We start from the raw sequence: 21777 nt of genomic DNA, 5'->3' as shown, positions 1-21777 counted from the left end.
GTGATATTTTTTTGTATATTTCACATTTATTGTATTATATGTAATTAAATTATGAAAATAGCAAATGTGTGAAGCTATGGATTCTTTGCCTTTCCCCAAACCCTTGTTTTGTGTTTTTGCCTTATCTCTTTCCAGCCTCGCTGATCAGGCTAGCGCTGCTACTGAAACTATCATCAGTCCTCCGGTAGAAATCATAGGCATCACCGCCTTGCCTGGCACAGGTTTGAACAAGGAGCAGATCCCGACTGCTGTGCAGACTGCCAATAGCAAAGACATGGAGAAGAGTGGGGCGCTGAATATTTCTGACTTCTTCAACCGCTATCTGGGCAGCGTGCATGTCAATGATGTGCAGGGCAATCCCTTCATGAATGATGTGAACTACCGTGGTTACACTGCATCGCCATTATTGGGTACGCCGCAGGGATTATCTGTTTATCTGGATGGTGTGCGCCTGAATCAGCCATTTGGCGACGTAGTCATGTGGGATTTGATTCCAAAATCTGCTATTTCTTCCGTGACGCTGATGTCTGGATCAAACCCTTTATTCGGCCTCAATACACTTGGCGGTGCATTATCGCTGCAAACCAAAGACGGCCTGCACGATGCTGGAACTTCTCTGGAATTAGGCGCAGGTTCTTATGCACGTCGCAATGTCAGCATTAAGCATGGTGGGGCAAATGAGCGAGGCCTGGACTGGTACTTTACAGCCAATAATTATCAGGAAGACGGCTGGCGGGATGCCTCCCCATCCAGGCTCAGGCAATTCTTTGGCAAACTGGGCTGGCATGACAGCAAAAGCGAACTCAAGCTTGGCTATGCATGGGCCAGCAGTGAGATGACAGGTAATGGATCGCAGGAGCAGCAGTTGCTGGACAATCGCTATTCCAGTGTGTTCACGCTGCCTGATGTGACAAAAAACCGGGCCAGTTTTGTCAACCTTGAGGCCAGAACCAATCTTGGTGACACTTTTCAGTTATTCGGAAATGCCTACTACCGCAATACCCATACTGCCACCACGAACGGTGACCTGAATGAAGAAGCCCTGGGTGAATCCCTGTATTACACCGGACAAACGGCGGACAAGAACTGGTTGCTGGCGCATGGCTATAACCCGGTGATTGAAAGCAGCAACAGCCGGACTAGTTCTGCTTTCTCCTTTCCTAGTTTGCGCTGTATTGCCCAGGCTGGTACGAATACTGAGCCCAACGAAAAATGCACGGGCATTATTACCAATACCAGCACCCGCCAGCAAAACTATGGCCTCAGTGCGCAATTGAGTTCACTAATCAGAGCGCCTGGATATGGTAACCAGATGGTCTTCGGTGCTGCTTATGATGCCAGTCGCACCAGCTTTAATCAGGCCAGCCAGTTTGGCTACCTGAACCCTGATCGTAGCATCACTGCCGTCAATGCTTATGCAGATGGTACACAGAATTCTGAAAATGCTTTTGACCAGCGTGTCAATCTGGATGGGCAAACAAGAACCTGGAGCCTGTTTGGCAGTGACACCCTGACGTTGGCAGATGCCTGGCATTTGACGTTGTCCGCCCGTTACAATAACACCAGCCTCAAAAATACTGACCGACTCTACCCCTATAACAACGCTACTACCAAGGGTGCTCAGCGTGGTTCTCTGGATGGGGATCATGTTTTCAGGCGGTTTAATCCAGCAGTTGGTGTCAGCTATGTAGCAAATCCCGCCTTGAATATCTATGCATTTTACAGCGAGAGCAGCAGAGCACCAACTTCCATAGAACTGGGCTGTGCTGATCCTGACTTTGGCTGCCGCTTGCCAAATTCCATGGCGGGTGACCCGGCATTAAAGCAGGTGATTTCCAAAACCTGGGAAGCTGGTCTGCGTGGTAAGTTGCCTGGCAAGATGGTATGGAACGCAGGTGTTTTCAGGGGGGTAAACGAAGATGACATCCTGTTCGTGGCCAATTCTGCTGCAACTGGTTATTTCAAGAACTTTGGGCAAACCAGCCGGCAGGGCTTTGAGGCTGGCATTGCAAACAGTCAGGATAATTTTAGCTATGGATTGAACTATACCTGGTTGAAAGCAAGCTACCAGAGTGCAGATATCCTGGGTTCGCAGAATAACAGCCAGGCAAATGCCAGTGCCAATATCAGCGTTAAGCCAGGTGACTTGATACCGCTGATTCCCCGGCAAATTTTTAAAGCCCATGCAAATTATGAATTCAATGCGCAAACTTCGGCCAGCATTGAAGTGTTGGGAGTGGGCAAGAGTTTTGTACGGGGCAATGAAAACAATGCCCATGCACCTGATGGCCTGACAAATTTTGGGTCGGGTAATATGCCGGGTTATGCAGTCGTCAACCTGTCCGCGAGCTACAGGCCAAACCCGCAATGGAAATTCTCTGTCAATATCAGCAACCTGTCTGATCAGCGTTATTACACGGCTGGACAGCTTGGCCCTTATGCGATCACCGCCAATGGCGGTTACAGTAATACTGATACCAAGGGGACGACTTTCTACACTCCCAGTGCGCCACGCATGATATGGCTGGGAGTGCGTTACAGTTTTGGAGCCAAGGCCAAGGAATGAAGCACTATTGCAGTGCTTCATTTAACTTTGAGATATCAGCAGGCTGCGTAATTGACGGTAACCACATGCACTGCGAGGCCGCCTAATGAGGTTTCCTTGTATTTAGCTTGCATGTCAAAGCCTGTTGCGCGCATGGTTTCTATCACGTCATCCAGGCTGACATGATGTGTGCCATCACTACGCAATGACAGCGAAGCGGCAGTAATCGCTTTGACTGCCCCCATGCCATTGCGTTCTATGCAGGGGATTTGCACCAGACCACCAATAGGGTCGCAAGTCATGCCCAGGTGATGTTCTATGCCAATTTCAGCGGCTGATTCGATTTGCTCATTGGTGCCGCCTAATGCAGCGGTCAGGCCAGCAGCAGCCATGGCGCATGCTACGCCGACTTCGCCCTGACAACCAATTTCAGCACCCGAAATAGAAGCATTGGTTTTGCATAGCATGCCTATGGCAGAAGCGGCCAGCATGAAATTGCGAATACCTTGCTCCGGATGGCTGGGTTTGCAGTCTTCTGCGTAATAGCGCAGCACCGCCGGGATAATGCCAGCTGCGCCGTTGGTAGGGGCAGTGACAACACGGCCACCAGCAGCATTTTCTTCATTGACCGCCATGGCATAGAGGCTGACACGGTGCAAACCATCATGTGGCAATACGTCGGCAGTTTCATTGGCAGCACGCCACAGTTTAGCGGCACGGCGTTTGACATGTAAACCACCTGGTAATTCGCCAGACATTTGCAAGCCGCGTGAAATGCAACCTTTCATGACTGCCCAGATTTTATCCAGGCCGGCATCCAATTCTTCATCGGTGCAATACACATTTTCATTGGCGCGCAGCATATCTGTGATGGATAAGCCAGTACGTTTGCCATGGGCCAATAGTTCAGCCATGGTCGCAAAAGGATAGGGAAGAGGTTTTTTGTCGGCGCTTTCAGTTTTATTCGTATTCGCCAGTTCGTCTGCTGAATAGATGAAGCCACCACCAGTAGAGTAATAAACTCTTTCAAAACTGCTGCCGTCATTGCGGGTCAGTATGAACTTCATGCCATTTGGATGACCGGGCAAGACTTCTTGCTTGAACCACAGGATATCGGTGGCGACATCGAACTTGACGGGGTATTCACCCAATAAATTCAATTTCCCTGACGTCGCCAGGTTGGCGAGTTTTTCATCTACGCTTTCAGGTACCACGTCCTGCGGGGTTTCACCCATCAGACCCAGCAAGGTTGCTTTGTCGGTCGCGTGGCCGTGACCTGTCAGGGCAAGAGAACCATATAAAGCAACCTGTATTTTGACAGCTTTGTAAAGATCGGTGGATTCAAGTAAAAAACGGCGTGCGGCAAGCATGGGCCCCACCGTATGGGAACTGGACGGACCCACGCCTATTTTAAATAATTCGAATACACGCATGTCCATCAATTCACCTCTTTTTTACTAGTCTCTGATAATTATTTATGCGGCCTGGTTCAACTCCTTCAACCCCTTCAACTCCTTTTGATCGACACGAATATTCTTTAGCATGTCTTCCACCAGTTGTTGCAGGCCTACTTGTGCTTGCCAGCCCCAGTCTGCTCGCGCCACTGAGTCATCCAGACTCTGTGGCCAGGATGCGGCGATTGCCTGACGGCTGTCAGGCGCGTAGTGTATGTCAAATGCAGGCAAATTTTGTTTGATTGCAAATGCTAATTCCCGTGGATTAAAGCTTAAACCTGCAACATTGTAAGAAGAACGTATAGAAAGTTTGGCCGCTGGCGCATCCATCAATGAAATGGTGGCGCGTATGGCATCTGGCATGTAGATCATGGGCAAACTGGTTTCTGACTCCAGGAAGCATTCATAGGTTTCGCCGCGCAGCGCTGAGTGGAAGATGGCAATAGCATAGTCCGTGGTGCCACCGCCTGGAGGAGATTTGTAGCTGATGATACCCGGGTAACGTATGCTGCGGACATCAACACCATATTTCTGAAAGTAATATTCGCACAGTCGTTCGCCTGCCAGTTTGCTGATGCCGTAGATGGTGCTTGGGTCCATCACGGTATATTGTGGCGTATTGACTGGGGGCGTGTTCGGGCCGAATGCAGCAATCGATGAAGGCCAGAATACTTTCAGGGGATTGCCAGCTTCATTGCGAATACGCGCCAGTTCAAGGATATTGAGCAGTCCATCCATGTTCAAGGTCCAGGCTTTCAATGGTGCTTGTTCACCCGTAGCCGACAGCATGGCTGCCAATTGATAGACCTGGGTAATGTCGTATTGAGCGACGACTTGCGCCAGTCTTTCTGTATTTAATACGTCGATGACTTCATAGATTTTTGCGCCGTACAGGCTCTCTGGCCTGATGTCAGCGGCGACGACGTTATCTGCGCCATGCTGGTTTGCCAGTGCTTCTACCAACTCACTGCCTATCTGGCCGTTGGCGCCGATCACTAATATGCGTTCCATGGATATCCCTTACTTAATGATGTTTAATTCGCGGCCAGCCTGGGCAAATGCAGCCAGGGCAGTATTCAATTGTTCAGTCGTATGTGCAGCAGACAGTTGCACGCGCACACGGGCTTGTCCCATCGGCACCACTGGGTAAAAGAAACCGGTTACCAGTACTCCAAGTTCATACAGGCGTGCAGCAAATTTCTGCGCAACTGGCGCATCAAACAGCATGGCGGGCACGACAGGATGGGTGCCAGGCTTGATGGTAAAGCCCAGTGCTTCAATTTCACGGCGGAAATGCGCCGTATTTGCGTGCAGGCGGTCACGCAGCTCGGTGGAGCTGGACAGGCGTTCCAGAACAGACAGCGAGGCACCGGCTATGGATGGCGCAAGAGTATTCGAGAACAGGTAAGGCCGGGATTTTTGACGCAGGGTGTCGATAACCTCCTTGCGTGCTGCCGTGAAACCACCCATGGCACCGCCCAGCGCCTTACCCAAAGTACCTGTAATGATATCAATGCGACCCAGTACATTATGATGCTCATGGGTGCCGCGACCCGTTGCGCCCATGAAGCCGGATGCATGACATTCATCGATCATGACCAGTGCATCATATTTGTCGGCCAGGTCACAAATCTTGTCGAGCTGGGCGATCGTGCCATCCATGGAGAAAACGCCATCAGTTACGATGATGCGGTGGCGCTTGTCGGCAGCGGCAATCAATTGTTTTTCCAGGTCGGCCATGTCGTTATGGGTATAGCGGAAACGTGCAGCCTTGCACAGGCGTATTCCATCAATGATGGAGGCATGATTCAGCGCATCAGAGATGATGGCGTCATTTTCATCAAACAAGGGCTCAAATACACCGCCATTGGCATCAAATGCGGCTGCATACAGGATGCAATCTTCTGTGCCAAGAAAACTCGACAATGCTTTTTCCAGTTGCTTGTGTACAGTTTGTGTACCACAAATAAAGCGTACAGAGGATAGACCGTACCCGTATTGCTCAGTCGCCGCGATGGATGCTTGCACCATGGATTCGTCACCAGACAGGCCCAGGTAATTGTTGGCGCACAAATTGATGAGCTTGCGGCCATCATCGCAAGTGACCTCAGAACCCTGACGGGAGGCAATCACACGTTCTGGCTTGTACAGACCTTGTTCGCGCAAATTGTCCAGATTGCCAGCTAAATTGCTGATGAAGTCTGTCCTGGAAGTGTTCTGGCTCATGACGTCCCCTAATTATTGTTTACTGTTTGTTGTGTTGCTGTGCGGATTGATTGTTTTCAGATAATTATTGCTTAATCACTGGCAATTTCATGCTTGCATATCAATCGCACTGCTACACTATTGTTAGAAATTTCTAAAATGATCAAATAATTCAATATATGGAAATAAATTTCGATATATCGAATATTAAGCTAGCTTTTTTACTGATGCAAGAGTCTCTATGAAAAAAGTTTTATCCAATACGCCGCCAGAAGTGGGCGCGACTTTGCAAAAAATGCGTCTGGAACGTGGTTTGACCCTAGAGGATTTGTCGCGTACCGCTGGTGTGTCAAAGTCCATGCTGTCCCAAATAGAAAGAGAAAAGGCTAATCCCACTATAGCCGTTGCATGGCGATTGGCAAATGCCCTGGGCGTCAGTATCGCTGAGCTATTGTCATCAGAATCACCCAAGCCAGACGCGATACGAGTACTGGAATCGCATGAAACGCCTACCTTACCGGGCGAACACGCAGGCTATATCTTGCGCATACTTGGCCCTATGGAGCTGGCAGGTAAATATGAATGGTATGAGCTGACGCTGGCACCTGGCGGCGCACTGGTGTCGAATTCTCATGACCCCGGAGCATCCGAGCATCTGACATTGCTGCATGGCAGTGTTGAGGTGGAAGTCGATGGTGTATGTAAAAAGTTGAAGCTGGGTGCAACCGCACGTTATAACGCTGATAAGAATCATGCTATACGCAATTTGGGTAAGACCGAGGCCAAAGCTTTGCTGGTGGTGATTCATCGATAACGCTCAACAGCTATGCCGACGCATGGATTCTGGTAACATTTGGATTGAAAACTTGTTCGCCACATAATATTTTTGCCATTTGGCTGCAATAATGTTGGTCGAATCAAGCCTTGGTAGTGTGGAGATTAAGCAGTATGAGTAAGAACGAAACAATTAAAGTCTATGACAGGCCAGCAGGTGGCTGGGGCGCATTAAAAAGTGTCGCTCAGCAAATCATAGAGCAAGGCATACCTGGCAAAGGGGCATTGACCCTGATGTCTGCCAATCAGCCAGATGGTTTTGATTGCCCGGGTTGCGCCTGGCCAGATGCCGATCACACATCGACTTTTGAATTTTGTGAAAATGGTGCCAAGGCAGTGGCGGCTGAATCGACAGCACGCCGCGCCACACCAGAACTGATCGCCAGTTTGACGGTGAGTGAACTGGCAGAAAAATCTGATCACTGGTTGGAAGCGCAGGGGCGTTTGACCCAGCCCATGCAATATGATCGCGCCAGTGACAAGTATAAAATCATTAGTTGGGATCAGGCTTTTGAGTTGATCGCAACTCGCTTGAATGCCTTGCCAACACCTGATGATGCCATTTTCTATACCTCAGGCCGTACCAGTAATGAGGCTGCTTTCCTGTACCAGCTATTTGTACGTGAATTTGGCACCAATAATTTCCCTGATTGTTCAAACATGTGCCATGAGCCTTCTGGCTTTGCCATGCGTGAAGCCATAGGTGTAGGCAAGGGGACAGTATTGTTGTCTGACTTTCAGATTGCCGATGCGATTTTGATTTTTGGTCAAAACCCTGGTACCAATCACCCGCGTATGTTGGGGGAGTTGCGTTCTGCCGCCAAGCGTGGCGCTGCCATTGTCTCTTTCAATCCCTTGCGTGAGCGCGGTCTGGAAAAGTTCCAGAACCCGCAAAATGCGCTGGATATGCTGACAGACCAGTTTTCGACTATTTCATCTGATTATTTTCAGTTGAAAATTGGCGGGGATCTGGCAACCGTCAAAGGCATGATCAAATGTGTGCTGGAGGCAGATCAACTGGCGCAAGCCCAAGGGCGGCACAGAATTATCGATGTAGAGTTTATCTCTGAACATACCGCCAATTTTGAACAATTTGCTGCTGAGGCGCTGGCAGAATCATGGGATGTCATTGTCAGAGAATCTGGACTGGACCGGGCGCAGATACAACGCGCAGCAGATACTTATATGGGCGCTGGTAAGGTCATCGCCTGTTGGGGCATGGGCATCACCCAGCACAAGCATTCTGTGGCTACCATACAGATGATTGTCAATCTCTTGCTTTTGCGTGGCAATATCGGTCGCCCTGGTGCGGGACCTTGCCCTGTGCGGGGCCATAGCAATGTGCAAGGCGACCGCACCATGGGCATCATAGAAAAACCAAAGCAGGCATTCCTTGAGCGCTTAGGGCAGGTTTTTGATTTTACGCCGCCCCAAAAACATGGTCACGATACCGTGGGCGCTATTGAGGCGATGTTGAAGGAAGGCGGTAAAGTGTTTTTTGGCATGGGCGGGAATTTTGCCACAGCAACGCCAGATACAGAAGTTACCCACAAAGCCCTGAAAAATTGCGCTTTGACCGTGCATGTGACTACCAAGCTCAACCGTAGTCATTTGATTTGCGGTCATGAAGCCATCATCTTGCCTTGCCTGGGACGTACTGAAATAGATATCCAGGAAACTGGGCCGCAGGCGGTGACCGTGGAGGATTCCATGAGCATGGTACATCTGTCATCTGGTATCAATCCACCAGCTTCTACAAATTTGCTGTCTGAAGTGGCGATAGTTGCGCGTCTGGCGCAGGCTACTCTGAAAGACCGTAGCAAAACACCGTGGGCGTGGTTGCTGGCTGACTATAGTCGCATACGTGACAAAATCGCGGCCGTGTTTGATGATTTTGCTGATTTCAATGCGCGTGTCAAAGTGCCGGGCGGCTTCCATCTGCGTAATACCGCCGCTGAAAGACTATGGTTAACAGCAACTAATAAAGCTAATTTCAATACCCATGCTGTGCCTGTTGATTTGCCTATACATCAGGCGCGCAGGAACAGGCAATCGCCTGTTTTTAATCTGGCTACCATGCGTTCGCATGATCAATATAATACGACTATCTATGGCATGAATGACCGTTACCGTGGCGTATTCGGTGAACGTCGCGTGCTGTTCATAGCTCAGGAAGATATCAATGCTCTGGGCATGCAGGCAGGTGACTGGGTAGATATGGAAAGCCTTTGTGACGACGGTGTAAAGCGTCAGGCAAAACGTTTCATGCTGGTGGCCTATAATATTCCTCAGGGTTGCCTGGCAGCCTACTTCCCAGAGACGAATGGTCTGGTACCTTTATCAAGTTTTGCTGATCATGCACGTACGCCCACATCCAAATCTATACCTGTGATCATCCACGCGCATCAAGTGCAGGTTTAATGCAGGTCTTAATGGAATCGCTTAATTATTCGCAGGATAAACTCAGTCATGCCCTGATGGCTGAACTCGCTCAGCATACAGAAGCTTTATCATTGCCACGTCTGTGCAAGCGGCTAAGGGTGCGGCAAAGTACCTTGCTGCGCTGCATTGCTTATCTTGGTGAAGAATCTATCGGCCAGCATAAGGGGGCAGGGTGGGTTCATCTGCAGCAGGACGGTGAACGTAGTTTGGTCAGTCTGACTAAAGAGGGGCGAAGGGTTTGCGAAGCGACGACGGGCAAGTCTGATGGTGAGTCTGCGACGCTGGCGGGCGTTGTAAGTCGCAAGGTGCAAAGGCATGCATTCTCCAATCATGTCGCCGAGGACTTGATGGACCAGATTGCACAGGAAGTACCGGTTGCGCTGGTCTATAACGGCATTTCACATGCAGTCATGCTGGCAACCCCCCTGGATATGGAAGACTTTGCGCTTGGTTTCAGTTTGTCTGAAGCCATAGTCGATGATGTTAGTGAAATCTATGACATGGAATGCCAGCAAAATCCAGAAGTGCAGGGCATAGAAGTTCATGTGCAGATATCGACAGCGAGGTTTGCTGCATTGAAAGAGCGTCGCCGTCATCTTGCAGGCAATACAGGTTGTGGCTTGTGTGGCAAAGATAGTCTGCAGGCATTGCAAATGCATCTACCAGCGATCAAGACCGGGCCCGTTCAGCAATTGTCACGCGCTAGTTTGCTTAGAGCACTGGGTAGCCTGAGTTCCTTGCAAGCCGTTAATTTGCATACCGGTGCCGTTCATGCTGCGGCCTGGGTTGATATGCAAGGGGAAATCCTGGTGTTGCGTGAAGACGTAGGTCGGCATAATGCCCTGGATAAATTGCTTGGTGCTTTGGCAACTCCAAAAGTAAAACCTAAATCGTCGGCCGAAGGTTTCGTTCTCATGAGTAGCAGGCTTAGTTATGAGTTGGTACAAAAGGCGGCACGAGCCAATATTGCCATATTGGCTGCGTTATCGGCTCCGACCGCACTTGCCATCGAACTTGCGGAGCAGGCGGGCATTTGCCTGATAGGCTTTGTGAGACAGCATGGTTACGTGGTCTATACCCATCCTGAAAGACTGCTGGCCGAATGAAGCAGGGACGAAATTGGATTTTCACCAAATTTACAGAGGTTTTAAGCCTGTAAGAAAGTTATAATAGGAAGAATATTCGTTTTATCCTTCCAATCAATTTCCCTCATCCTGTCGACTTATGCAATACGCTTCAACACGCGGGCATACCGCAGCACAAAATTTCTCGGAAATTCTCTTAGGTGGCCTTGCTCCCGATGGTGGCCTCTATCTGCCTACAACTTACCCTCAGGTAACAGATGTAGAGCTAGACGCATGGCGCAAGCTGTCTTACGCCGGGCTGGCATTTGAAGTCTTGAAAAAATTTGCCACAGATATTCCAGAGGCCGATTTAAGGGCGCTAGTAGACAAAACTTATACGTCAGATGTCTATAAAAACGCACGCAGTGATGAATCTGCTGCGCAAATTACACCCTTGCGTATATTGCAGGACAAGGATGGCCGCAAGTTGGTTTTGCAAGCCTTGTCGAATGGCCCAACCCTGGCATTCAAGGATATGGCCATGCAATTGCTGGGTAACTTGTTTGAATATACCCTGGCCAAGAATGATGCAGAGCTGAATATCTTTGGAGCCACTTCTGGTGACACTGGCAGCGCTGCTGAATATGCAATGCGCGGCAAGAAGGGCATACGGGTTTTCATGCTGTCCCCGCATAAGAAAATGAGTGCCTTCCAGACTGCCCAGATGTTCAGTCTGCAAGACCCGAATATTTTTAATATCGCTGTCGAAGGTGTGTTTGATGATTGCCAGGACATGGTCAAGGCGGTGTCAAATGACCTGGAATTCAAAAATCGCCAAAAAATAGGTACGGTCAATTCGATTAACTGGGCACGTGTGGTTGCCCAGGTAGTGTATTACTTCCGCGGTTACCTGAGTGCGACGACCAGCAATGAGCAAAAAGTCTCATTCACAGTGCCATCTGGTAATTTCGGTAATATCTGCGCCGGTCATATTGCCCGCATGATGGGTTTGCCTATCGATAAGCTGGTCGTAGCGACCAATGAAAATGATGTGTTGGATGAATTTTTCCGCACCGGCGTCTATCGCGTGCGCAAATCAGCAGAAACCTGGCATACCACCAGCCCATCGATGGATATCTCCAAGGCGTCGAATTTTGAGCGTTTTATCTATGACTTGCTGGATAGGGATGCTACCCGTGTTGCGGCTCTGTTCAAGAAAGTTGAAACCGAAGGTGGCTTTGATTTGTCAGGTAGACCAGGCAGTGATGGCGATGAGTTCAATAAGATTGCCAAGTTTGGTTTTGCGTCAGGCAAATCTGTTCATGCAGACCGCTTGCAAACCATACGCCAGGTAGAGAAAGAATTTAACATCACCATTGATACGCATACTGCGGATGGCATTAAAGTCGCGTTTGAGCACTTGCAAGAAGGTGTTCCTATGGTTGTGCTGGAAACAGCCTTACCGGCCAAGTTCAATGAAACCATCAAAGAGGCATTGGGGCGTGATGCTGAGCGCCCGGCTGGCTTTGAAAATATAGAAGCGCTGCCACAGCGATTTGAAGTCATGGCTGTCGATGTGAATGCGATGAAAGCTTATATTGCAAAAAATACTGGCCTGTAATGAACCTTTTCAGACTGTGATGCCCAATAAAAAAACCGCTTGATGCGGTTTTTTTATTGGGGGACTGGAAAAACAATTCATTATTGCTTAGTGCAGCTAATCCTTTGCATGGGAAAATCGATTCCCTTTTCCTGATCTTTCATCTTGCCTTCTATGCGTCCGAGCAAGCTGCCATCAGCATTCAATTGATAGATGATGCGCTGTGGAAATTCAGATCTGGGATTTTCAAAAACCACTCTTTGCTTATCCAGCGACAGCAATTGAAAACTGGCCTCTGGTTTACCTGAGGGGAGGGCTGTAAAAACCAGGCTATCTGCATTTTCTTGTATGCGCATGAATTCCCATGCGACGGTTTTTGATTTGCGCACTGTACGGCCCATGCCCAGGATGGAGCCACCTGCCGGTGCCAGCCAGTATTCTTCCGAGCCTGCTTCTGCACCTGCTGCCTGCCAACAGCCTTGCAGCCATTGCAGATCTTGTATGGTATTAGCCGCCAAACTGTTATTGGCCATTATCAGGATGCTGGCAAATAATGCAAATTTAAAGCACATGCTAGTCTCCAAGGTAAGTATCTTTTCTGGTGAAGGAATGTTTAAATTTATTATTGATGGAGGGCGGGGCTTTTAATCATCAAATGAAAACCATCAATTATCACCAAGTACTTAAATGGCAATCAATTCGTGTGCCAAAAGGGAATGAAAAAGGAAATGATAGTGTAGTTGTTGAAGAGTGAACAATTCGGCGAATCCGTACAATTACTCTGTAAATATTTTTCACATTTTTAATTAATGTGACTTGCGTCACATTGAAAAACAGACTCACATGCTAATCTGCAATCGCTAAAAAAGTCCAGCTCTAAAGAAATTTAGAATTTTGTATTTTTCGTATTAATAATTAAATAAACAGGAAACTTGACATGGCAAACACAGCAGCAGACATCCAAAAGCTTTACATCGCTTATTTTAACCGCCCAGCAGACCCAAATGGTCTGGCCTACTGGATGGCCCAAGGTTTGACACTGAACCAAATCGCCGACAGCTTCTCCAAACAAGCAGAATACGCCACCGTATTCGCTGGTAAAACAACAGAAGACACCGTCAACACCATCTACAACAACCTGTTCGGCCACAAAGCTGACGTAGCCGGTCTCAACTACTGGACAGGTCAACTGTTGAACGGCAAAGTCACACTGGGTCAAGCCGCTCTGGCCATCCTCGGTGGTGCTACTGGTGCAGACAAAGTTGCCGTTGACTCCAAAGTTGCCGCTGCGACATCCTTCACAACGGCCATCGACACCAACGAAGAAATCGTTGCCTACTCCCTGCCAGCCAACACAGCCCTGGCCAAGGACTGGTTGAGCAAAGTGTTGGATTCCGCCACACAAGCATCCCAGATCGCAGTTCAAGATGCAGTCCTGACATCCATCGTCAACGGTGGTGGTGTTAAAGACTTCGCACTGACCAGCAACACAGACATCGCTACAGCAGAAAACTTCACAGCTGGCCTCGTCTACACACCAAACGGTGGTTCCCGTGTCAACGCCCTGCAAGACGAAGACGTCCTGACAGGCTCCAACACATCCGCCACAGCCAACAACAAATTGACAGCCACACTGGGTAACTCCAATGACAACGGCGCGCCAATCATCACCCCAACGCTCAAAAACATCCAGACAGCGAACTTCACGTTCACTGGCTCTGCTGATGCACAAAACGTCAACAACAACGCCGTTGTTGCCGTTGACTTGCAAGATGCCACTGGCTTGAAGAATGTTGGTATCAACCGTATCGCCTCCACAGCAGGTACAAACGTTGCCCGTATCGAAAACATCAAATCCGTTCTCGACACACTGTCCCTGACAAGCACCAACGCCAACAACGCTGGCGTCGTTGAATTCTCCTTCGGCAACGGCACACTGCTCGGCGCCAATGCAGGTACACTGAACCTGTCCGACGTCCAAGTTGGTACCGTCAACATTGGTCAAAACACCTCCGGCACATCCGCCGCAGGCGTAGGCAACCAAGGTTACGAAACACTGACCATCAACAGCACAGGCAACACCAACAACATCGGCACGTTGAACCTGCCAATGGACACAGGTACAGCAGGCAAAGTCATCATCACTGGCGACAAAGACCTCACACTGGCCCAAACATCCAATGTTGTTAATGGTGTAACAACCATTGAATCCACCAACTTCTCCGGTGGTATCCTCCAAGCAGCAGGCCGTCTGTCCGCCATTGATGCATCCGCATTCAAAGGCAACCTGACCCTGAACCTCGGCAATGGCATCTTCACCACTGGTAAAGCTGACACATCCGGTTCCGTTCAAAACGTCACCATCACTGGCGGTTCTGGTAACGACACATTCTACCTGGCAGACACAGTAGAAACAGGCGACAGCATCACAGGCGGCGACGGTACAGATACCCTGGTCATCGTCAACGGCGGTAACGTCACAGCCGGTGCAGCTGGTTCCTCCATCATCACCAAAGTAGAAGCAGTGCAAGTGTTGTTGAACAACGCCGCTTCCACAGTTGACTTCGCCAAACTGCCAGACGTCACAGGCGTACTGGTTCGCAACGTCTCCAACACCAACGTCGCAGCTCCTGCGAACTCCGCACCAGTCGCTGGTACAGACGTGTTCACACTCAACAACCTGAGTGTTGGTCAAGCTGCAGCCATCACCATCCGTCATAGCGACACAGGCTCCAACGCCATCGGCCAATCCACCATCAACGCCAACCTGGCGACTGCGACTGGTGCATCCGATACCGTTGCTGTCACGATCGCTGAAGGCTTGAACGTTGACCCACGTTTCAACTTCGTATTGAACACCAACGCTGTTGAAAACATCACTCTGGTCGATGCTGATACAGAATCCAACACAGTTGCTCTCGCCAACGTTGCTGCCCACACAGGCACCATCACGATTGGTACAACAGCAGGTGCTGGTTCCACAACAACATTCCTCAACCTCGACACCACAGTCGCTGGTAACGGTGGTTTGTACCGTATCGACACAACAGGCGGCGCCGCAGCCAACATCGCTGGCGTACAAGAGTTGTCCAAAACAGCTGGCCAGATCAAACTGATCGCCGCTAACATCGATGCATCCGCAGAAACAGCCAGCGTTATCGTTCGTGTTTCCACCAGCGGTGCAGCTAACGGCGCGCAAAACATCAAGATGGGTGCTGGTAACGACACAGTCACTTTCGATAACCTGCAAGACACACGTGCTGGCCTGACAATCTCCGACACAGTCGTAGGTGGTGCTGGTACAGACACACTCGTCATCGACGGCGACCTGACAGGTGCAGCACTGGGCGACACCATCGCTCTGGGCGCGTCTGAATGGACTAACGTTTCCGGTTTCGAAACAATCCGTCTGGTTGGTACCTCCAACAACGCCGGTGTTGACGGTGCAGGTAACTACCGTCTGACATTGACAGATGCCCTGATCGCTGCCAACAACAACGGTGGTGTTCTGGCTATCGTCAACGACAACGACACAGCCAATGATGCAGCTAACGCCGCAGACACAGCTGGTACAGCCGTTGAAAGCGCAGTCGTCATCGACGCCCGTAGCCTGAGCGCCACAAGCCGCTTCAGCTACAACGGCGAAGAAGGTGCAAGCCGCACAGCAGACCGTATCATCTTCACAGATGCCAACTTCAATGGTACACACGCCATCAACGGCGGTGCAGTGGACAACAACACCACCAACAACAGCCAGAAGAATGATGACGTCATCGAACTGCGCAATGCAACAAACGCAGCGATCGGTGACTTCAACGGTATCAGCAACATCGGTAACATCGAACTGACCAACGACACAGCAGTCACCCAAGTGTCCCAAATCCAGTTGAACGACACGATCGTTGATGCACTGGTTGACGGCTACCAGGCTGCTAACACAACAACACACGTAGAACGTCTGACTATCCGCGCACTGGACAACGTCAACGTTGCTAACGCCACTGTTGGTGTATCGATCGATGCAGGCGCATTGACAGCACAATCTGCTCTGGACGTGACTCTGGCCCGTGGCGCCAACTTCCTGAGCCTGGGTGCTGGTGCTGACCGCGTTGTCTTGCTGGGTAACTATGTTGCCGGTACTTACAACACGACAGAAAACGGTGTGAACCTGAACGCACAATCCACAGCAAATGCCGTGGCACGTGTTGTGACAGACACGATCAACCTGGGTACAGGTAACGATACACTGGTCACTTACGGTGCGATCAACCTGGCTGGTGCAACTCTGTCCGGTATTGAAAACATCACAGCAAACTCTGCTGTTGTGATCACTGCTTCCCAATACGCTGCTCTGGTTGCTGCCCGTGCTGCTCTGTCCCTGAGCACACCAGTCATCACATTCACAGGCAATGTTCCACATCAACTGACTATCGTTGATGACATCGCTGGCGTGAACAACATCGATCTGTCCCTGATCTCTGTCACTAGCGGCACATTGGTCATCGACACAACATCTTCCTCCAATGCAACTGGTGGCAGCGTCAACAACATCACTACATCCAATGCAGTGACATTGTCTGGCGGTGCAACAGTAACAACAGGTGTTGTTGGTACTAACCCAGTCAACGGTGGCGGTACAGCATTGAACCCAACAGCGCTGGTAGCTGGTCAAACATTCAATAGCACATTGAATGTGAACGACAACTTCACAGGTTTGTCTGCAACTTTGAGTGGCACAACTGTCAACGGTAATGCTGCTGATACAGATGTCATCACTTTGAGTGATGCACTGACTGTTAATATCGGCAACACTACAACAGGCGGTACTATCACCAACATCAAGACTCTGAACCTGGCTAACGCAGCTAACAGCTTCAACTTCGGTGCAACTACCACTGGTATCACTACAGTGAACGGTGGCACAGGCAATGATACTGTTGACCTGACAGGTGCTGGTACATCCTTCGCAGCTGGTAATGTAAACCTGGGTACAGGTACTAACCAACTGACATTGGGTGCATTCACTTACACTGGTACTTTCAGTGCAGGTGCAGGTACAGATACATTGGTATTGGCAGCTGGCGCTAACGTTGCTGGTTCCAACATCACTGGCTTTGAAAACCTGACATTGGCAGCAACTGGCGTGTACACCATGACAGCAGCTCAGTACAATGGCTTCACAGGTGCATTCTCTGCTGGTAACACAGAAACTATCGCTCTGACTACAGCTGGTACTATCGTTGCTAACGCAGCGCTGGAACGCTTCACACTGGCTAACGGTACTAACACATTCACTGCTGGTACTAACACAGTGAGCGTTGTTGGTGGCACAGGCAACGATACATTCAACTACACAGCAACACAAATCGCCAGCGCAACAACACTGGACGGCGGCTTGGGTGCAGATACACTGAACATCGGTGCTATCGGTGCTAACTTGAATATCAATGCTCTGGTCACAGGCGTTGAAACTCTGAACGTGACTGGCTCTGCTGCAACTGGCTACACTTTCACTAACGAAAACGGTGCTGGTGTAACACTGAACTTCAACAAAGGCGCAGTAGCCGACGTAGTCGCTCTGGGTACAGGCGGCCAAACTCTGAACTTGGCTGGCACAGCTGCTACAGCAGTATCAGTAGTCGGTAACACAGGCGTTGATACAATTAACCTGTCTGCAACTGCAACTGGTGCTGAAACTATCGATGCAACTACTGCTGGAACACGTTCCAACATCGGTTCTATCGATACAGTGGCAAACTTCAAAGTTGCTGGCGCTGACGTGTTCAAAACAGGCGTTAATGCAACAACATTGAACGCACTGAACATCGCTAACGCTGACGTAGCAACTCTGGCAGCAGCAATCGCTACAGCAGCAACTGGTGCTGGCGCGGCTCTGGCAGCGAACACTCAGGCTTACATCATCACTGTAGCCGCAGGTACAGCAGCTGGTACATACGCCTTCCAAAACATCGGTGGCACTACTGGTGCAGTTGATGCAACTGACTTTATCGTTAAAATCACTGGCGCAGGTTCCATCGTCGCTGGCGACTTCATCGCTTAATTCAGTAAGCTATGCAGGAAAATGGGTAGCTTGCTACCCATGCAGCAGGGAGGGAAGATTCTCCCTGCTGTGTAAAAATAAAAAACCCACCTCTGTACAGCGGTGGGTTTTTTTATGCTTTATTTTTGCTAATTATCGGTAAGCGTCCAGCCGCCCCACCGTAAGCGTCCAGCCGCCCCATCTAGCATTGAACGATGACCTCATCCAGACTCACGCTCCCATCACAAGTAAAGAGGAGCAGTATGAAACGAGATCAAGCCAAGCGGCAGCAGTGGCAACAGCACATCACCCAGTGGCAGCAGAGTGCACTGAGTCAGCGCGCCTTTTGCGAGCATGCAGGCCTCAAGTTCTCCACCTTCGACTATTGGCGGCGCGCACTCATCGCCGAACAGTCTGTTGAGAATAAGTCAGCATCCCAAGCGCAGCATCCCGGCATTGCGCTATTACCCGTGCAAGTAACATCTGCTCCTTCTGCTCCCACAGGGCTGATGTTGCGCAGCCCGCAAGGCTGGGAACTGCGTCTGCCACCCGAGGTCAAGGCGGACTGGCTGTCCGACCTGCTGCGTGGCCTGTGATGCAATGGCAGGCAGATGCCATCTGGCTGGCGGTGCAGCCGGTCGACATCCGCGCCGGGATCGACCGCCTGTCAACCTACGTCCAGCAAGCACTGGGGCGTATGCCTTGCGACGGTACTGCCTACGTTTTCAGCAACCGGCGCCACACACGCCTCAAAGTGGTGTGCTGGGATGGCAACGGCGTGTGGATGTGCGTGCGCCGCCTGCACCGTGGTCAATTCGTCTGGCCCAAGCCTGGCGAGCTCAGTTGGCAATTGACCGCCGAGCAATGGCAGTGGCTGGTGGCCGGCGTCGATTGGCAGCGCTTGTCGGCACCGGCTCCGGCAGCCTGGGCACTGTAGCAAGTCCCTGTTAACTTCGACGCGAATCTGTTAACATGGCGCCATGGATCTGCTCGAACAACTCGCCCATACCAACGCCGACCCTGCGCTCCTTGCGCAGTTGCAGGCCATGCTGGCCCAGAAGGACGAGTTGATCGCTGCGAAGGATGCCCAACTACACGTCCTGCAGAGACAGCAGGATGCGTTGAGTGCCGCTGGGCACGCCAAGGACATCAAGATCAAGGCACTGACGCTGGAACTGGCGCATCACAGGCGCATCCGTTTCGGCAAGGCCAGCGAAGCCTACAGCGGCGAGCAACTGGATATGTTCAACGAAGCCGGCGATGCCGACCTGGCGGCGATGGAGGCCGAACTGGAGGCGCTGCAAGCGCCGCGTCCGGCCAAGCCGCGCAGCCGTGCCGGTCGCCAGCCGCTGCCCAGCGAACTGCCGCGCATTGAGTACCGCCATGAACCAAGCTCTTGCCAATGTGCAGCCTGCGGGCGCGACCTGGTCAAGATCGGCGAAGACGTCAGCGAACAACTTGATGTCGAACCAGCACGCTTCTTTGTGCATCGCCATATTCGTCCTCAATATGCCTGCCGTGGCTGCGACACGGTCACCGCTGCGGCGATCCCGCCAGCGGTGATCGATGGTGGCCTCGCCGCTCCCGGCTTGTTGGCCTGGGTTGCGGTCAGCAAGTTTGCCGATCATTTGCCGCTGTACCGGCTGGAACAGATCGCCGCCCGCCAGGGTGTGCCGCTGGCGCGTTCTACGTTGGCAGGCTGGATAGGTAAGCTCGGCGTGGTATTGCAACCCTTAAGCGAGCGACTAGCCGGGCTGCTGCTGCAGCGGCCTTGCCTGCATGCCGACGAAACCCCGGTACGCCAACTTGATCCCGGCCAGGGCAAGACCAAACACGCCTATTTGTGGGCCTATCGCTCCAACCATCTGGACCAGGGGCCACCCATTATCGTGTTTGACTACCAGAGCGGCCGTGCCGGTGCTCACGCACGCACCTTCCTCGGTACATGGCGCGGCCATCTTATGGTGGATGACTATGCCGGCTACAAGGCACTGTTCGCCGATGGCGTGACCGAACTGGCTTGCCTGGCCCACGTGCGGCGCAGGTTCTTCGAGCTACATGCGGCCAACGGCAGCCCGGTGGCGGCCGAGGCACTACGCCGCATCGCAACACTGTACGCCATCGAGCAACAGGCCGCGAGCGCGACGGCCGAAGCGCGCCTGCAACTACGGCAAGTGCAAGCCAGGCCGGTACTGGTTGAACTGCATGCCTGGCTGCAGACGATGCAACAAGCTGTCGCACCAGGCAGCGGCACGGGCAAGGCCATTGAGCACGCACTCAAACGCTGGCCGGCGCTGGTGCGCTATATCGATTCGGGCACGCTGCCGATTGATAACAATGCGGTCGAAAACGCGATACGTCCGATTGCCATAGGCAAGAAGAACTGGCTGTTCGCCGGCTCAGAACGCGCCGGCCGCCGTGCTGCCGCCATCCAGACCTTGCTGGGCACCGCCAGGCTCAATGGCCTTGATCCGATGCAATGGCTGACCAGCGTCCTGGAACGTCTCCCGACGTGCCCTAACAACCAGATCGATTCGCTGCTGCCATTTCCGAACTCTACACAGCTATAACTTCTTTTTATAGGTGGGGCGGCTGGACGCTTACCGAGGATGAGATTTGAAAATTAATCATCTAAACTGTTCAGCCGAAGGAGGTGCTGAAAAGTGACTATTCCAAATGCGCCTGAATTGCCTTGTCGAGCCAAAACCAGACGCCTCTGCAATTCGTTCTATTGACCAATCGGTATTGGCCAGAAATTTTGTCGCCAGCGATAAACGCAGCGATGTCAAATAGGCTTGTATTGACACTTCAGCGTGCAATTTGAACAGCCGGGTAATATGCCGCGTACTGCTGCAGGCGATATTGGATAATTCAGTTAAATTCCACGGGTGAGCAGGATCCTTGACCATGGCATCCTGTACTTTGTGAACAATGGGATGCAGATGATTACGGTATTTCAGCCAAGGTGACAATTGTGGGTCATTGCCAGAGCGACGCGTGTACACCACCAGATTGCGGGCAACGGCACTCGCAGCAAAGGGGCTGGTAAGTTCACTGACCAGATGCAAGGCGAGATCTATGCCTGCGGTAACGCCGGCACTGGTACTGATGCGTCCATCTTCAACAAAAATGCGGTTTTCTTCTATTTTGATTGAACTGTCTATTTCTGCCAGCTCGTGGCAATGGTTATGATGTGTCGTCGCCTTGTGCCCGCTCAGTAAACCAGCATGCGCCGCCATCAGCGCGCCAGAACAAATGCATACCACCCTGTGGCTTGTCTGCACTTTTTCTGACAACCACCGGATGGCAATCTGTGCATCTGGCAAAGCATAGACTTCATTGCCACCGATCAGACCAGGCAAGATCAGGATGGCATCTGGAGTCAGTTGTTCCGGCAAAGGCAGCAGCGGGCCTAGTTGCAGGCCCACGGAAGAATTCACGCTTTGCTGCGGGCTGATAAAGTGCATTTCAAACCGCACTTCATCCTGGTGGCGATTGGCAAACAAGAGGGCATCTGCTGGCCCGGCAATGTCCAGCAATAAGGTGTCTTGCAATAACAGAAAATAAACTGGTTGAACACGGGGCATGATGAA

The 21777-nt window shown here is 51.1% G+C and carries 14 protein-coding genes; 9 read left to right on the top strand and 5 right to left on the bottom strand.

Annotated features, from left to right (window positions below; genetic code table 11):
• Positions 1-64: 64 nt before the first annotated feature.
• A complete protein-coding gene (locus tag UNDKW_RS13175) occupies positions 65-2566 on the top strand; it encodes a TonB-dependent receptor (protein ID WP_232063376.1) in 2502 nt (833 codons plus the stop codon).
• Positions 2567-2601: 35 nt separating this feature from the next.
• On the opposite strand, the gene UNDKW_RS13170 is transcribed toward UNDKW_RS13175, so the two are convergent.
• From UNDKW_RS13170 to kbl, 3 genes are read right to left on the bottom strand one after another with little or no spacing between them, the layout of a single operon-like run.
• Complete coding sequence (locus tag UNDKW_RS13170) at positions 2602-3984, bottom strand: L-serine ammonia-lyase (protein ID WP_162059059.1); 1383 nt, start codon at positions 3982-3984, stop codon at positions 2602-2604.
• Between the two features lie 36 nt (positions 3985-4020).
• Positions 4021-5010 (bottom strand): NAD-dependent epimerase/dehydratase family protein, encoded by a 990-nt coding sequence (locus tag UNDKW_RS13165; protein WP_162059058.1) that lies wholly within the window; start codon positions 5008-5010, stop codon positions 4021-4023.
• A gap of 9 nt (positions 5011-5019) precedes the next feature.
• The gene (gene kbl / locus UNDKW_RS13160) at positions 5020-6225 is read right to left on the bottom strand and encodes a glycine C-acetyltransferase (RefSeq protein ID WP_162059057.1); all 1206 of its coding nucleotides are present in this window, start codon (positions 6223-6225) and stop codon (positions 5020-5022) included.
• Between the two features lie 220 nt (positions 6226-6445).
• Here kbl and UNDKW_RS13155 point away from each other — a divergent pair, with 220 nt between their 5' ends.
• The 4 genes from UNDKW_RS13155 to thrC all read left to right on the top strand — a co-directional run bounded on the left by UNDKW_RS13155 (position 6446) and on the right by thrC (position 12165).
• Positions 6446-7018: a helix-turn-helix domain-containing protein gene (locus UNDKW_RS13155; protein ID WP_162059056.1), complete on the top strand. Its 573-nt coding sequence runs from the start codon at positions 6446-6448 to the stop codon at positions 7016-7018.
• Between the two features lie 134 nt (positions 7019-7152).
• Positions 7153-9459: an FdhF/YdeP family oxidoreductase gene (locus UNDKW_RS13150; RefSeq protein ID WP_162059055.1), complete on the top strand. Its 2307-nt coding sequence runs from the start codon at positions 7153-7155 to the stop codon at positions 9457-9459.
• Between the two features lie 11 nt (positions 9460-9470).
• Complete coding sequence (gene fdhD, locus UNDKW_RS13145; RefSeq protein ID WP_174247590.1) at positions 9471-10586, top strand: formate dehydrogenase accessory sulfurtransferase FdhD; 1116 nt, start codon at positions 9471-9473, stop codon at positions 10584-10586.
• Between the two features lie 118 nt (positions 10587-10704).
• Positions 10705-12165, top strand: a complete 1461-nt coding sequence (thrC, locus tag UNDKW_RS13140) for a threonine synthase (RefSeq protein ID WP_162059054.1) — start codon at positions 10705-10707, stop codon at positions 12163-12165.
• A gap of 80 nt (positions 12166-12245) precedes the next feature.
• On the opposite strand, the gene UNDKW_RS13135 is transcribed toward thrC, so the two are convergent.
• Complete coding sequence (locus UNDKW_RS13135) at positions 12246-12716, bottom strand: DUF6265 family protein (RefSeq protein WP_162059053.1); 471 nt, start codon at positions 12714-12716, stop codon at positions 12246-12248.
• Between the two features lie 365 nt (positions 12717-13081).
• Between UNDKW_RS13135 and UNDKW_RS13130 the strand changes: the two genes are divergently transcribed.
• The 4 genes from UNDKW_RS13130 to UNDKW_RS13115 all read left to right on the top strand — a co-directional run bounded on the left by UNDKW_RS13130 (position 13082) and on the right by UNDKW_RS13115 (position 20754).
• Positions 13082-18205, top strand: a complete 5124-nt coding sequence (locus UNDKW_RS13130) for a DUF4214 domain-containing protein (protein WP_162059052.1) — start codon at positions 13082-13084, stop codon at positions 18203-18205.
• 242 nt (positions 18206-18447) lie between these two features.
• Entirely contained in the window at positions 18448-18780 is a 333-nt protein-coding gene (locus UNDKW_RS13125) for a hypothetical protein (RefSeq protein WP_162059051.1), read from the top strand.
• Complete coding sequence (tnpB, locus tag UNDKW_RS13120) at positions 18780-19121, top strand: IS66 family insertion sequence element accessory protein TnpB (protein ID WP_162059050.1); 342 nt, start codon at positions 18780-18782, stop codon at positions 19119-19121. Before UNDKW_RS13125 ends, tnpB begins: the two co-directional genes overlap by 1 nt.
• Positions 19122-19164: 43 nt before the next feature.
• A complete protein-coding gene (locus UNDKW_RS13115; protein WP_162059049.1) occupies positions 19165-20754 on the top strand; it encodes an IS66 family transposase in 1590 nt (529 codons plus the stop codon).
• A 57-nt stretch (positions 20755-20811) separates the two neighbouring features.
• On the opposite strand, the gene UNDKW_RS13110 is transcribed toward UNDKW_RS13115, so the two are convergent.
• Positions 20812-21771 (bottom strand): GlxA family transcriptional regulator, encoded by a 960-nt coding sequence (locus tag UNDKW_RS13110; protein WP_162059048.1) that lies wholly within the window; start codon positions 21769-21771, stop codon positions 20812-20814.
• Positions 21772-21777: the final 6 nt, after the last annotated feature.

This window comes from Undibacterium sp. KW1, from assembly GCF_009937955.1.
Classification (GTDB): domain Bacteria; phylum Pseudomonadota; class Gammaproteobacteria; order Burkholderiales; family Burkholderiaceae_D; genus Undibacterium.
This window is presented reverse-complemented; position numbering and strand designations above follow the sequence as displayed.

Bases quoted from the DNA above. Each gene is read 5' to 3' on its own strand.
- UNDKW_RS13175 (WP_232063376.1), top strand. From the start codon at position 65: ATGTGTGAAGCTATGGATTCTTTGCCTTTCCCCAAACCCTTGTTTTGT.
- UNDKW_RS13170 (WP_162059059.1), bottom strand. From the start codon at position 3,984: ATGGACATGCGTGTATTCGAATTATTTAAAATAGGCGTGGGTCCGTCC.
- UNDKW_RS13165 (WP_162059058.1), bottom strand. From the start codon at position 5,010: ATGGAACGCATATTAGTGATCGGCGCCAACGGCCAGATAGGCAGTGAG.
- kbl (WP_162059057.1), bottom strand. From the start codon at position 6,225: ATGAGCCAGAACACTTCCAGGACAGACTTCATCAGCAATTTAGCTGGC.
- UNDKW_RS13155 (WP_162059056.1), top strand. From the start codon at position 6,446: ATGAAAAAAGTTTTATCCAATACGCCGCCAGAAGTGGGCGCGACTTTG.
- UNDKW_RS13150 (WP_162059055.1), top strand. From the start codon at position 7,153: ATGAGTAAGAACGAAACAATTAAAGTCTATGACAGGCCAGCAGGTGGC.
- fdhD (WP_174247590.1), top strand. From the start codon at position 9,471: ATGGAATCGCTTAATTATTCGCAGGATAAACTCAGTCATGCCCTGATG.
- thrC (WP_162059054.1), top strand. From the start codon at position 10,705: ATGCAATACGCTTCAACACGCGGGCATACCGCAGCACAAAATTTCTCG.
- UNDKW_RS13135 (WP_162059053.1), bottom strand. From the start codon at position 12,716: ATGTGCTTTAAATTTGCATTATTTGCCAGCATCCTGATAATGGCCAAT.
- UNDKW_RS13130 (WP_162059052.1), top strand. From the start codon at position 13,082: ATGGCAAACACAGCAGCAGACATCCAAAAGCTTTACATCGCTTATTTT.
- UNDKW_RS13125 (WP_162059051.1), top strand. From the start codon at position 18,448: ATGAAACGAGATCAAGCCAAGCGGCAGCAGTGGCAACAGCACATCACC.
- tnpB (WP_162059050.1), top strand. From the start codon at position 18,780: ATGCAATGGCAGGCAGATGCCATCTGGCTGGCGGTGCAGCCGGTCGAC.
- UNDKW_RS13115 (WP_162059049.1), top strand. From the start codon at position 19,165: ATGGATCTGCTCGAACAACTCGCCCATACCAACGCCGACCCTGCGCTC.
- UNDKW_RS13110 (WP_162059048.1), bottom strand. From the start codon at position 21,771: ATGCCCCGTGTTCAACCAGTTTATTTTCTGTTATTGCAAGACACCTTA.